The sequence below is a fragment of the Massilia sp. LC238 genome, assembly GCF_000735635.1.
Taxonomy (GTDB): Bacteria; Pseudomonadota; Gammaproteobacteria; order Burkholderiales; family Burkholderiaceae_D; genus Telluria; species Telluria varians.
Genome location: NZ_JNNN01000010.1, coordinates 16,850 through 29,978 on the forward strand (window position 1 = coordinate 16,850; position 13,129 = coordinate 29,978).

Below are 13,129 nucleotides of genomic sequence, written 5' to 3' on the forward strand. Positions count from 1 at the left end.
TTCTTGTGAACAGGATGGCACGATTATAGCGGTGCGGCGAAACAAAAAGCCCGCCCGGCTTGCGCACGAACGGGCTGTTCGGATGGGCTCAGGCGAGGATCACTGCATCCACAGGCGCAGCGAGTCCCAGGCGCGGCCGAAGATGCTGGCTTCCTGCACCTCGTCCAGCGCCACCACCGGCAGCGCGATCAGCGGCTTGCCGTCGACCATCATCTTGAGGGTGCCGACCTGCGAATTGCGCGCCAGCGGGGCAACCAGCGGGTCCTTGCGCTCCAGGACCGGTTTCATCTTGCCCGCCACGCCCTTCGGCACGGTCACCAGCACGTCGCGGGTGAAGCCGAGCTTCACGTTCGATTCCGAACCTTTCCATACCGGCACGGTCGATACGGCCTGGCCCTTCGAGTACAGCTTGACCGTGTCGAAGTTCTGGAAGCCCCAGTTCAGCAGCTTCTGGCTTTCCTGGGTGCGCACCGAATCCGAGGCGGTGCCCAGCACCACCGAGATCAGGCGGCGCTGGCCGGCGTTGCCGTTCGGGCGGCGCGCCGAGGCGATCATGCTGTAGCCCGAGGAGTCGGTGTGGCCGGTCTTCATGCCGTCCACGGTCGGGTCCAGCCACAGCAGGCGGTTGCGGTTCTGCTGGGTGATCTTGTTGTAGGTGAACTGCTTGATCGAGTCGATCTTGTAGAACTCTGGGAAGTCGCGGATCACGCTCGCGGCCATGACCGACAGGTCGCGCGCGGTCGAGTAGTTGTTCGCGTCTGGCAGGCCGTGCGGGTTGGCCCAGCGGGTGTTCTTCATGCCCAGGCGCTCGGACTCGCGGTTCATCAGGGTCACGAAGGTGCCTTCGTCGCCGGCCACGGCTTCGGCCAGGGCCACCGCGGCGTCGTTACCCGACTGGATCATCAGGCCATGCAGCAGGTCGTTGACCGACACCGGGACCTTCGGATCGATGAACATCTTCGAGCTGCTGGGATCCACTTTCCAGGCACGCACCGAGACGTTGACCATGGTGTCCAGGGTCAGGCGCTTGTCGCGCAGCGCAGCGAAGGTCACGTAGGCGGTCATCACCTTGGTGAGCGACGCCGGTTCGATGCGGGCGTCGGGGTCTTGGGCTGCGATGACTTGGCCACTCGTCGCGTCGAGCAGCAGCCACGACTTGGCTGCGACGGTCGGCGCGGGCACGGTCTGTGCACTGGCCGAAGCCATCAGCAGGCTGGCGGCCACGGCCGCTAACAGTTTTTTCATGGGAGTGTTCGCTGTAAAAAAAATGCTAATGCAGAAGTGCGCAAGGCAACACCCGAGAGTATTGCCTCGAAAGAAGGGACTAATTATTGCACAGCGACAGCGTCAAATGTCACGTCATCGCCACATTTCGACGACAAGATTCTTAATGTGACCAAGCTTGCGGTGGAAAAAGTGGTCGGCGCCCGGGATCACGGTCACCGGGATGTCGAGCGGGCGCGCCCAGTCGAACACTTCCTGTAGCGTGATCGTATCGTCAAGTTCGCCGTGGATCAGGATGGTGTCCGCCGGGACCGGCGGCATCGGCCACTTGCCGGCCGCGGTGCCGACCAGCACCAGGCGCTCGGCCGGGCGGCCCTCTGCGATCAGGCGCTGCTGGAACTGGGCCTGCACGAAGGTGCCGAAGGAGAAACCGGACAGGGTCACCGGCAGGCCCGGGTACTGCTCGGTCATGTGCTTGTACATGACGTCCATGTCGTCCACCTCGCCGCGGCCGTCGTCGTGCACGCCTTCCGACTCGCCCACGCCGCGGAAGTTGAAGCGCGCGGTGGCATAGCCGAGGGTGACGAAGGTGCGCGCCAGCGTCTGGGCCACCTTGTTCTCCATGGTGCCGCCGTACAGCGGGTGCGGGTGCGCCACCAGGGCGATGCCGCGCGGCTGGCCTTCCGGCAGGTCGAGGATGCATTGCATCTTGCCGGCGTGGCCGTCGAGGGTAAACTTGTGCGAATACTTGTTCATTAATCCAAAGCGCTTGCAGGGGTGATCAGATTTTCAGGCGTTCGACGACCTTGCCGCCCACCAGGTGGGTGTCGATGATGTCATCGATGTCGGCGTTGTCCACGTAGGTGTACCAGGTGCCTTCCGGGTAGACCACCAGCACCGGGCCTTCCTCGCAGCGGTCGAGGCAGCCGGACTGGTTGACGCGCACCTTGCCCTGGCCGTTCAGGCCGAGTTCCTTGATGCGCTTCTTGGCATGCTTCTGCGCCTTCTCGGCGCCGCACTTGCCGCAGCTCTGGCGGGCATCCTTGCCGTCGCGCTCGTTCATGCAGAAGAAGACGTGGTGCTTGTAGAAGGGTGCGTCGTTGGTGTCGCTCATGTCGCTCTCGTCATAGATGGTCGCCAGCCCTCATGATACGGCAAATGTTCAAGACTCCCCGTCCGCTGCCCCGGGGCGCGGCTCCGGGCGGTTCAGCTGGTGCGAGGGCAGCAGCAGGAACCACAGCGCCAGGAACGGCCATGTCAGGGAAAGGAACTGGGCCGCGCCGTTAAAGTTCAGGAACTTCCCCTGCACCCAGCCCTGCAGGGTGGAGACGAAATACGGGTTGACCGGCACCGTATTGACCACGATGAGGCTCAGCACCAGCGTGACCACCGCCAGCCGGCGCTGCGCCACCTGCGGCGCGAACACCAGGCCGGTGAGCATGATGATGCCGATGATGAAACCGCCTTCCGCGCCGGGCGTCACCCAGACAAACGCGTTATCGGGCCGGAACAGCAGCGAGCTCGCCAGCGCCTTCACCAGGAGGGCCGTGGCCAGGAACACCACCATCAGCAGGAAGCGCGGCGCGCTGCGGCGCACCAGGCACATGAGCGTCAGCACGGCGCCGGTCATGCCGCAGGCCGTGATGATGGTCTCCGAGAGCCAGTACTGCTCCACGCTCATCGCTTCGCCCGGACGCAGCATGTTGACCAGGTCGATGTCGGTATCGAACCAGCGCGACAGCCAATCCGAGAGGATGGGCAGCACCTGGCCGTGGCCGAACAGGTAGCTTTGCGGGTAGATCTGCGCCAGCGGCCACAGGGCCACCAGCACCAGGCCCTGGCTGGCGTAGGGCGCGAACCAGCGGCGCCGCAGCTGGAACAGGCGGCTGCGGTCGAGCAGGCCGGGCGCCCACCAGGCGCCGAGCAGCGCGCCGGCCAGGCAGCCGCCGGCATTGGTGATCAGGTCGAGGTTGGACGGCACGCGGCTGGGCAGGAAGTTCTGCACCGTTTCCATCGTGAGCGTCACCAGGATGCCGGCAAGCGCCGCCAGCAGCACCGCCCAGATGCCGCGCACGCGCGGGTAGACCGACAGCACCAGCAGCACCCCGAGCGGCATGTAGCCGACGATATTGACGCCGACGTCGAAGCCGGTCCAGTAGCGTGGCATCACCGTATTGAGGAAGGTGAACAACGGTACCCCGCTGTTGCGCCAGCCCGTGAACGGGTACCAGCTGGCGTAGATGATCAAGAGCAGGTAGGCCAGCAGCGCCGCGCGTGCGATCGGCGAGCCGCGTCCTTCGCGCGGGCGTTCGCGCTGCTCGACGGCGACGGTAGGCTTGGTCATCGTTTTCGGGTATCGACCGTCGCCAGCCAGGCCAGGATGTCGCTTGCCACGGCGTCGGTGCTGGCCGCGAGGGCGCGCGCACCGCCCGGCGCATCGGCGCTCGGGGCCGGCGTCGTGCGCGTGAACGTGCGCTGGTCGAGCAGGCGGTGGTCGTTGAACAGCGAGGCGCGCAGGGTGATCTGGCCTTCGCTCTGGCTCACGCCCGAAAACGCATGGACGAAGTCGTCCACTTCCACGCGCAGCAGCGGCACCCCGGTGGAGGCGTCGGTGGCCGACAGCACCTTCATGCCCGACTGCGCCAGGCGCGCCTTGACGCGCTGGGTGAGCATCTGCAGCGGCTCGTTGGCCCAGCGCGCATGGGCGTAGGTGCGGGCCTGCAGCGCGTCCGCATAGGCCAGGCGGTAGAACATGCGCTCGTTCTCCAGGGCCGACGGGCCGGTGAAGTCCATCACCACCAGCGCGGCGATATTGGCAGGTGCGGAGGCCGGCGCCGCCCCCTGCAGCGGCGCTGCCGGACCGAAGTCGTAGGTCATGCTTTCCTGGATCTTGTTGCTGGCGCAGCCTGCGAGGAGGAGGCTCGAGGCGGCAAGGGCGAACAGGGCGCGGATCGGAGTGGCGGTCACGGTGGTCCTCATTTGGTCGGTGGCACGAAGCCCGGTTCGCCCGGACCCGGCTGGGCGCTCGGGGCGCCGAACAGGATGCTTTGCGGGCGGTCGGACAGCGAGGTGGCGGTGCGCTTCACGGCGCGCAGCGCGCCGCGCGCCTCGTCGGTCATCTGGACGACGTGCGGCAGGGTTTCGAGTTCGAGTTCGCTGGTGGCCGACTGCAGCGAGCCGACCGCGCCGTTCAGGCGCTCGAGCGGGCCGTCCGGGGCCTGCAGGCGCGTGGCCAGCTGGTCATAGTTGTCGGCGGTGGCCTGGATGCTGGCGGCGGTCGCGTCGAAGGAGGCCAGGCTACGGTCCATTTTCGCCGTGAGCGCCGGCAGGCGGTCGATGGTCGGCTCGAGCTTGCGCGGAATGGCGGCATAGGCGTCGGCCGCCTTGCCGATGCTGTCGAAGGCGCCGACGATGGTCTGCTGGTTCTCGTCGGTGACCATCTTGGCCAGGCTGTCGGTGATCTGCTCGGTCTTTTCCAGGATGGCCAGGCCGCGCTTTTCCAGGATGTCGAGCAGGCCCGGGCGCAGCGGGATGCGGGCCGGCTGGTCCTCGCGCACCGCCAGGCGCGGCGAGCCGGTGCGGTCGTCGTCGAGCTGGATGAAGGCGATGCCGGTCACGCCCTGGTAGCCGAGCGAGGCGAAGGTGGTGGTGGTGATCGGCGAATCCTTCTCGACCGACAGCTTGATCAGGATCTGGCCGGTGACGCGCGGGTCGAAGATGATCTGGTCCACGCGCCCCACTTCCAGGCCGCGGTAGCGCACCGTGGCTTCCGGGTTCAGGCCCGGGATCGACTGGGTGGTCACGATCTCGTAGGGCACCAGCTCGGTGCGGTCGCGGTTGAGCCACAGCCCGGCCAGCACGGCCGCGACCACCAGGGCGATCGTGAAGACGCCTGTCATCAGGGCATACGATCTGTTTTCCATATTCAGTTCTCCGAATCGTTCTGGGCCTGGCGCTCTTCGAGCACTTCCAGCGCCCGCTGGCCGCGCGGGCCCAGGAAAAAGTGTTTGATGAAGGGATGCTGGACGCGCAGCACGTCACATGCCGGTCCGACCGCCAGCACGTGCTTCTCTGCCAGCACCGCGATGCGCGACGACAGCGCGAACAGCGTGTCGAGGTCGTGCGTGACCATGACCACGGTCAGCTTCAATTCGCTGTGCAGGGTCTGGATCAGCGACACGAAGGCATCCGACAGGTCGGGGTCGAGGCCCGCCGTGGGTTCGTCCAGGAACAATAAGCGCGGTTCCAGCGCGAGGGCGCGCGCCAGGGCCGCGCGCTTGACCATCCCGCCCGACAGGTCGGACGGCATCTTGTTGGCGTGCTCGGGGCCGAGGCCGACCATGTCCATCTTGAGCAGCACGGCATCGCGGATCACGTCCTCGGGCAGCGAGCGCAGCTCGCGCATCGGGAAGGCGATGTTGTCGAACACGCTCAGGGCCGAGTACAGCGCGCCTTGCTGGAACAGCATGCCCCAGTGGTTGCGCATGTGCTGCAGCTGTTCCGGTTCGGCCTGGCTGATGTCCTCGCCGAACACCTTCACGCAGCCTTCCGAGGGACGCTCCAGGCCCAGCATCTGGCGCAGCAGCACGGTTTTGCCGGTGCCGGAGCCGCCGACGATGGTGAGGATCTCGCCCGCATAGATGTCCAGGTTCAGGTCCTGGTGCACCACGGTGCGCCCGAAGCGCGTCCACAGATTGCGGATCTCGACCACCGGCGGCCCGACGTCTTCCTCGGGGCGCTTGTTCAAGCGCTGCGGTTCGCGTGGCTTAGTGGGCTGGTTCGTGTCTGCCATCAGAACCCCACGTCGTTGAAGATGATGGCGAACACCGCGTCCGCCAGGATGACGACGGTGATCGCCGTGACCACCGCGGTGGTGGTGCCGCGGCCCAGGCTTTCGGTATTCGGCTTGATGCGCAGGCCGAAGTGGCAGGACACCAGCGCGATCAGCATGCCGAACACGCAGCCCTTGAGCAGGCCGATCGTGTAGTTCACCACCGGCACCGCGTCCGGCAGCTTCTGGATGAAGTAGCGGAACGACAGGCCCAGCTCGATCTTGGCCGAGACCATGCCGCCGATCAGCGCCATGGCGTCGGTCCAGACCACCAGCAGCGGCATCGAGATGGCAAGCGCGATCACCTTGGGCATGATCAGGCGCTGGCCGTGCGAGATGCCCATCACCAGCATGGCGTCGAGTTCCTCGGTCACGCGCATCACGCCCAGCTGCGCGGTGATCGAGGAGCCGGAGCGGCCGGCCACCAGGATCGCCGCCAGCAGCGGGCCCAGCTCGCGGATCACGGCCATGCCCAGGATGTTGACGATGTAGATGTCGCCGCCGAACATGCGCAGCTGCTGCGACGACAGGAAGGAGAGCACGATCCCGATCAGGAAGCCGACCATCGCCGTGATGCCCAGCGCCTGGAAGCCGGAATGGTAGATGTTGGCCGAGATCTCGCGCCAGGGCCCGGCCTGCGGGCGGCGGATGAAGCGGCCGAAGTCCAGGATCAGCTGGCCGATCAGGCTGACGAAGCCGCGCAGGTGCTCGAAAAAGGACAGGATGCCGCCGCCCAGCACGATCAGCCAGTTCAGCGGACTGACTTTATGACGCGGCAGCTTGATGGCGCTGGCCTTCTCGATGCGGCCGAACAGTTCTTCGTGCTGCGGATCGAGCTTCAGGCTCGCGGGACGCTGCTTGCCCCAGGCGTTCCAGAACATCTGGGCGCCGACGTGGTCGAGGCGCTCGATGCTGGAGAGGTCCCAGGCGAGGCTTTGCCTGTTCTTCTTGAGCGTGTTCAGGGTGCGGGTGATCCCCTTGAGCACGCCCTTGCGCGACAACGTATGTACCTGCCAGACGCCGCTCGCCATGACAGATGGGGCCGCGCCGGTACCCGAGGCCTGGTCAGGATGCTGGATGGTTAATATTGGCGCATTTTCAATCTGCATTGCGCCAGTGTAAAAGAGAATCGTTATCGCTGCTACACGGTTCCTAACATAGTGCGCTACGCAGCCAGGTGGCGAACCTGGCGTTCGGGCGCGGCGGCCACGGGCTTGTGCGCCGGGGCGGTATCGAGCTTGCCCGCATAGTCCGAGGCCAGCAGGGCAGCCGCCGCCTCGCGCGCCATGCCGCGCAGCTGCAGCCATTCCTGCACCAGCTTGGCCAGCTTCTCGAGCGCGATGCGGTGGGTCGCATCGGTCTTCGTGTAGATCCAGCTTGAGAAAGCCATGAAGTTGTCGAACGGGGCCTCGCCCAGCAGCACGCGGGTGGTATTGGCGAAGCGGCCCGAGTTGGCGACCAGGTCCCAGTAGCGGGCAAAGCGCACCAGGCGCTGCATGGTCGGGAAATCGACCTGCTTCGTCGCCAGCACGGTGTAGGGCGGGTAGGGATCGTAGACCATGCCGAAAGGCTCGGTGTGGCGGATGATCGGGGTGCCGCGCAGGCGCTTGAGGATGCCGAACTGGATCTCCTGGGCGCCAAGTTTGACCAATTGGTCAAATCCGCGCGCGAAGCTGGCCACGTCCTCGCCGGGCAGGCCGGCGATCAGGTCCACGTGCAAATGGGTCTGCGAGTGTTCGGTCAGCCAGCGGATGTTGTCGGCGGCCTTGGCATTGTCCTGGCGCCGGCTCACCAGGGCCTGCACCTCGGGATTGAAGCTCTGGATGCCGATCTCGAACTGCAGCGCGCCGGGCGGGAACCTGGCGATCGTCTCCTTCAGGGCTTCGGGCAGGTGGTCCGGGACTAGCTCGAAGTGGGCGTAGACCGGGTCGTCCGGATTCGCTTCCAGCTTGTCGAGGAAGAACTGCATGATGCGCAGGCTGGTCTTGACGTTCAGGTTGAAGGTGCGGTCGACGAACTTGAACAGGCGCGCGCCGCGTGCATGCAGCGACTCCATCTCGGCCAGGAAGGCCTCCAGGGGGAAGGGCCAGGCGGTCTTGTCCAGCGAAGACAGGCAGAACTCGCACTTGAACGGACAGCCGCGCGAGGCTTCCACGTACAGGGTGCGGTGGGCGATGTCCTCGTCGCTATATAAAGAATAGGGCAGGGCGATCTCCGCCATCGGCGGCTGCACGCCGGCGTGCACTTTCATCAGCGGCTTGGGACCGTTCAGGATCTCGCCGCACAGCTTGGGGAAGGTGACGTCGCCCCAGCCGGTGACGACGTAGTCGGCCAGCCTCACGATCTCCTGCTCGCCGGTCTCGTGCGAGACTTCCGGGCCGCCCAGCACGATCGTCAGCTGCGGCGCGACGCGCTTGAGCAGCGCCACCAGCCGGGTGGTTTCTTCGACGTTCCAGATGTAGACGCCCAGGCCGAGGATGCGCGGCTGGTGCGCGAGGATGCGTTCGACCAGGTCGCTGGTCTTGGCGCCGATGACGAATTCGTGGATGCGCGTCTGCGCCTGCAGCGGCCCCATGTTGGCCAGCAGGTAACGGAGTCCGAGGGAAGCGTGGGTGTAGCGCGCGTTGAGCGTGGAAAGCAGGATGGTCATCCCGCGCATTGTACCGAATGCGGGCACCGGGCCTGCGGCGTCGGCGCCACAAAAAAGAAAAGCGCCCGGCTTGCGCCGGACGCTTTGTCATTCAGCCAAGGCTTACTTGTTGACGGTACGGGTACCGACCACTTCGATGGTCACGCGGCGGTTCTTGGCGCGGCCTTCGGCGGTGGCGTTGTCGGCGACCGGCTGGGTCTCGCCCTTGCCTTCGGTGTACAGGCGGGCCGGGTCCAGGCCTTTCGAGACCATGTAGGCCTTGACGGCTTCGGCGCGGCGCAGCGACAGCTTCTCGTTGTAGGCGTTGGTGCCGACCGAGTCGGTGTGGCCGACGGCGATCATGACTTCAGTGTTCAGGCCTTCCAGTTTCGCCATGAACTCGTCCAGTGCCGCCTTGCCTTCCGGCTTGACGATCGCCTTGTCGAAGTCGAACAGGGCTTCAGCCGCGATCGAGACCTTTTCCGAGGTCGGGACCGGTTCCGGTGCCGGTGCCGGTGCGACGACCGGTGCCGGTGCCGGCGCTGGCGCCGGTGCTGCCTCGACCGGTGCCGGAGCAACGTAGGCTGCCTTGACCGGACGGCCGAACTTCCAGACCAGGCTCACGGTGGCGGTGTCGATGTCGCCGCGGTTCTGGACCGCGTCGGTCACGCGGTAGCGCTCCACTTCGCCGCGCAGTGCCATGTTTTCGTTCAGCGCGTACTCCAGGCCCAGGCCGTACTTGCCGTGGCGGCGGCCTTCGTTAGGCGGGTTGGCGACGGTCACGGCATCCAGGCGGCTGCCGTTGAAGCTGGTCTTGGCACGGGTGTACTGGACACCGCCGCGCGCCAGGAAGGTCAGGCGTTCGGTGATCGGCAGGCGGCCGACCAGGTCGAGGTTCACGCCGCGGAACTTGGTTTCACCGTTCAGGTTGCCACGGTTGGTCCAGGCTTCGAAGTCGAAGTTTTCCAGTTCGAAGTAGCCGGCTTCGATGGCGAAGTAGCGGTTCAGCTGCTTGCCGACGAACAGCTTCCAGGTGACGTCGCGGTCATCGGTGCTGAAGCTGCTCAGGGTCGAGCCGTTCGAGTTCAGGGTGCGCTGCAGCGCGCTCTGGTCGATGTCGGCGCGCGAGCGTCCAGCGCCCACGCCTGCGTACCAGGCGCTGTTGGCCCAGTCCGGATTCACGTAGGCCGAATCAGCTTGCGCGGACTGCTGGGAAGCTGCCTCTTGCGGTGCCGCGTGGGCGTTCACCATGGTTGCGCAGGCCAGTGCGATCAGTGCGGCGAGTTTGTTGGATGCTTTCATTGTTCTGCTTTTCGTCAATTAAAACATTAGTCTGTTACCTGGGCCTCGAAGGCCTCGGCTCTCGGGGAGTTACAGGGCGAAGTATTACCTTTTGGCATCTTGCGCACTGTTCGCTATCTCGCATAAGAGAAATATTCTCGAAATAACAACACATCGTTTCAACAGTGCGCCGGTAGATTCCCGCTCTGTGTGAACCCATCACTTTCGCCAGTAGGCATGGCGTAAAAAATTGTTTAGAGTTCAACTGTGCGATTTTAACATTCTCTGCCGCGTGCCGCTGGCCGCAGAAAGTTTTCCATGCCAAGCCCTGTCTTTCCTCGCACCCGCCTGCTGGCCGCGGCGCTCGCCACCATGCTGGCGCTGGGCGCCTGCAGCAGCGACAAGGACGATGTCGCAGCCCCTCCACCGCCGCCGCAGACTGCCGCGCGCATCCAGGTCGAGGTCGCGCGCACCACGCACGGCATACCGCATGTGCGCGCCGAGGATTACCGCAGCCTGGCCTACGGGCTGGCCTATGCCTACGCCCAGGACAACGTCTGCATGTTCGCCGACTCGGTGCTGACCGTGCGCGGCGAGCGTTCGCTGTTCTTCGGCGGCGAGGCGCGGCCGCGCCAGCGCACCGGCGACGAGTACGGCGGCGGCAGCGGCTTCATGGACCTGAACAACGAAGAGAGCGACTTCTTCTTCAAGGGCTACCTCGACATCGAACAGCTGCGCGCCAACTACGCCGCCGGCACGGCCGAACCGCGCCAGCTGCTCGAAGGTTTCGTCGAAGGCTACAACCGCTACCTGAAGGACTACGCCGGCAAGCTGCCCGCGGCCTGCTCGGACGCCAAGTGGGTGCGTCCGATCACGCTCGACGACATGTACCTGGTGGTGGCGGAAAAGGCGCTGCACGCGTCCGGCCAGGCCTTCGCCCGCGACTTCGTCGCCGCGGGCCGGGTTCCGGGCGCCACGGTCAGCCTGGCCAAGGCGGCGCCGCGCAAGATCGATGCCTCCACCCTGGTGGCCCAGCTCGACAAGCTCAACCGCCAGGGCTTCGGCAGCAATGCCCTGGGCGTCGGCAAGGATTTGTCGGCGAACGGGCGTGGCCTGCTGCTCGGGAACCCGCACTACCCCTGGACCACCGCCGACCGCTTCTACCAGGCCCACCTGACCGTGCCGGGGCGCTACGACGCGATGGGCGTGATCATCGGCGGCGTGCCGGCGGTGGTCATCGGCTTCAACAAGGATGTCGCCTGGAGTCACACCGTCACCTTCGCCTATCACTTCACCACCTTCCGGCTGGCGCTGGATCCCACCGACCCGACCGGCACCACCTATCTCTATGACGGCGAGCGCCGCAAGATGACGTCGAAGACGGTCACCGTCGACGCGCTGCTACCGGATGGGCTGGTGGGCCGGCGCAGCAAGACCTTCTACTTCAGCCACCAGGGCGCCGTGATCGTCCGGCCGGCCGCGGGCATGACCTGGACCGCCGGCGCCGCCTACGTCCTGGCCGACCCGAACCGCTACAACACCCGCATGCTCGAGCAGTGGCTGGGCATCGGCACGGCCGGCAGCGTGCGTGCGCTGAAGGATTCGCTCGACAAGGTGGTGGGCCTGCCCTGGGTGAACACGGTTGCCGCCGACCGCGAAGGCAATGCGCTGTATGCGGACGCCAGCGTGGTGCCGCACATGAATGCGGACAAGTTCGTGAACGGCTGCCTGCTGCTGCAGGCGGCGCTGCTGTTCGACGGTTCGCGGAGTGCCTGCGGCTGGGGGCAGGATGCCGGCGCGCCGCCGGGCATCTACGCGCCGGCGAAGGCGCCGTGGATGATGCGCACCGACTACGTCGGCAATTCGAACGACAGCTATTGGCTGACCAACCCGAAAGCGCTGCTGACGGGCCCGGCGCCGCTGGGTTTCTCGCCGCTGTATGGACGCACCGGTGTCGAGCAGACCCTGCGCACCCGCATCGGCTTCCGGCAAATGGAAGACCTGCTGGCGCAGCGCAGCAAGCTGACCCTGGCCGACATGCAGGCGCTGGCCTTCTCGAACCGCGTGTATGCGGCCGAGCTGGTGCTGCCCGAACTGCTGACCGCCTGCGCGGCCCTGAGCAACGAGCTGTCGCGCCAGGCCTGCAACGTGCTGCAGGCCTGGGACCGCCGCGCCAATGTCGACAGCCGCGGCGCGGTGCTGTTCCGCGAATTCTGGAGCGTGGCGTCGAGCATTCCGAACAAGTGGGCGAATCCCTTCAATCCGGCCGACCCGGTGAACACGCCCAATGGCGTGGCGCCGGCCGCGATGCCGGCCATGCTGGCGGCGCTGCGGGATGCGGCCGTCAAGCTGCAGTCGCTCGGCATCCCGCTCGACGCGCGCCTGGGGGATGTTCAGGTCGAGCCGCGCAACGGCGTGCGTATTGCGCTGCATGGCGGGAACGGCAACCAGGAGGGTACCTACAGTTCCCTGACGATGCGCACGGGCCTGACCGCCAACGGCTATGTCGGCGCCCACTGGGGACAGAGCTATATCCAGACCGTCGGCTTCGACGAGCAGGGGCCGGTGGCGCAGGCGATGCTGACCTATGGGCAGTCGACCGATCCCAAGTCGCCCTGGTATGCGGACCAGACCCAGGTTTACTCGCGCAAGGAGTGGCCGGTGCTGCCGTTCACGCAAGAGAAGATCAAGGCCGATCCGAATTACGCAACGATGAGCCTGCGTGAATAAGGCGCGCAAGAATTGTCGGCTTAAGGCAGGCTGAAATGTCTCAAAAACTCACACTGCCTACTTGCGCGACGGCCTCCGGCTTTGCTATGATTCGTGTCTTCCGGAGCTGCTTCGATTCGCAAAACGAAACGACAGCGAAAGAAAAAAGAGGGGCTTGACGATAAACGCAGAACACCGCATAATCTCGCTTCTCTGCTGCTGACGAACACAACGCTTCGTACGGTGCAGCAAGGTAGTACAGAACAACGGTTCTTTAACAATCAACAGTCGATAAGTGTGGGCGTTTGATGAAGGTGCCAGCTGACTAGTTCAGCTGCATACTTAAATTATCAAATGTTCACAAAAGTATTAAGCGTTGTCTCAGCAATGAGATAACGGTCAGTATCTTGAGTGAGCGAAATCGATCCAGTGGATCGATTTCGAAAGCCGTAGCT

Annotated in this window: 11 protein-coding genes; 1 reads left to right on the forward strand and 10 read right to left on the reverse strand. The window is 65.3% G+C overall.

The window, feature by feature from the left end:
- Positions 1-99: 99 nt before the first annotated feature.
- From FG94_RS02635 to FG94_RS28530, 10 genes are all read right to left on the reverse strand, one after another.
- Positions 100-1,245: a D-alanyl-D-alanine carboxypeptidase family protein gene (locus FG94_RS02635; RefSeq protein ID WP_036206712.1), complete on the reverse strand. Its 1,146-nt coding sequence runs from the start codon at positions 1,243-1,245 to the stop codon at positions 100-102.
- 114 nt (positions 1,246-1,359) lie between these two features.
- Positions 1,360-1,980, reverse strand: coding sequence for an alpha/beta hydrolase (locus FG94_RS02640; RefSeq protein WP_036206714.1), 621 nt, complete (start codon positions 1,978-1,980; stop codon positions 1,360-1,362).
- A 25-nt stretch (positions 1,981-2,005) separates the two neighbouring features.
- A complete protein-coding gene (locus FG94_RS02645) occupies positions 2,006-2,338 on the reverse strand; it encodes a ferredoxin (protein ID WP_027867055.1) in 333 nt (110 codons plus the stop codon).
- Between the two features lie 48 nt (positions 2,339-2,386).
- Entirely contained in the window at positions 2,387-3,568 is a 1,182-nt protein-coding gene (locus FG94_RS02650; RefSeq protein WP_051996058.1) for a VanZ family protein, read from the reverse strand.
- Positions 3,565-4,191: an ABC-type transport auxiliary lipoprotein family protein gene (locus tag FG94_RS02655; RefSeq protein WP_307188111.1), complete on the reverse strand. Its 627-nt coding sequence runs from the start codon at positions 4,189-4,191 to the stop codon at positions 3,565-3,567. Before FG94_RS02655 ends, FG94_RS02650 begins: the two co-directional genes overlap by 4 nt.
- Before the next feature lie 8 nt (positions 4,192-4,199).
- The gene (locus FG94_RS02660; protein WP_036206718.1) at positions 4,200-5,147 is read right to left on the reverse strand and encodes an MlaD family protein; all 948 of its coding nucleotides are present in this window, start codon (positions 5,145-5,147) and stop codon (positions 4,200-4,202) included.
- A gap of 2 nt (positions 5,148-5,149) precedes the next feature.
- Positions 5,150-6,016, reverse strand: a complete 867-nt coding sequence (locus FG94_RS02665) for an ABC transporter ATP-binding protein (RefSeq protein WP_081925744.1) — start codon at positions 6,014-6,016, stop codon at positions 5,150-5,152.
- A complete protein-coding gene (locus tag FG94_RS02670; protein ID WP_036206721.1) occupies positions 6,016-7,164 on the reverse strand; it encodes an ABC transporter permease in 1,149 nt (382 codons plus the stop codon). Before FG94_RS02670 ends, FG94_RS02665 begins: the two co-directional genes overlap by 1 nt.
- Before the next feature lie 56 nt (positions 7,165-7,220).
- Complete coding sequence (locus FG94_RS02675) at positions 7,221-8,705, reverse strand: B12-binding domain-containing radical SAM protein (protein ID WP_036206724.1); 1,485 nt, start codon at positions 8,703-8,705, stop codon at positions 7,221-7,223.
- A 102-nt stretch (positions 8,706-8,807) separates the two neighbouring features.
- Positions 8,808-9,986 (reverse strand): OmpA family protein, encoded by a 1,179-nt coding sequence (locus tag FG94_RS28530; protein ID WP_036206727.1) that lies wholly within the window; start codon positions 9,984-9,986, stop codon positions 8,808-8,810.
- A gap of 297 nt (positions 9,987-10,283) precedes the next feature.
- On the opposite strand from FG94_RS28530, the gene FG94_RS02685 reads away from it, so the two are divergent.
- Positions 10,284-12,695: a penicillin acylase family protein gene (locus tag FG94_RS02685; protein ID WP_229445830.1), complete on the forward strand. Its 2,412-nt coding sequence runs from the start codon at positions 10,284-10,286 to the stop codon at positions 12,693-12,695.
- Positions 12,696-13,129: the final 434 nt, after the last annotated feature.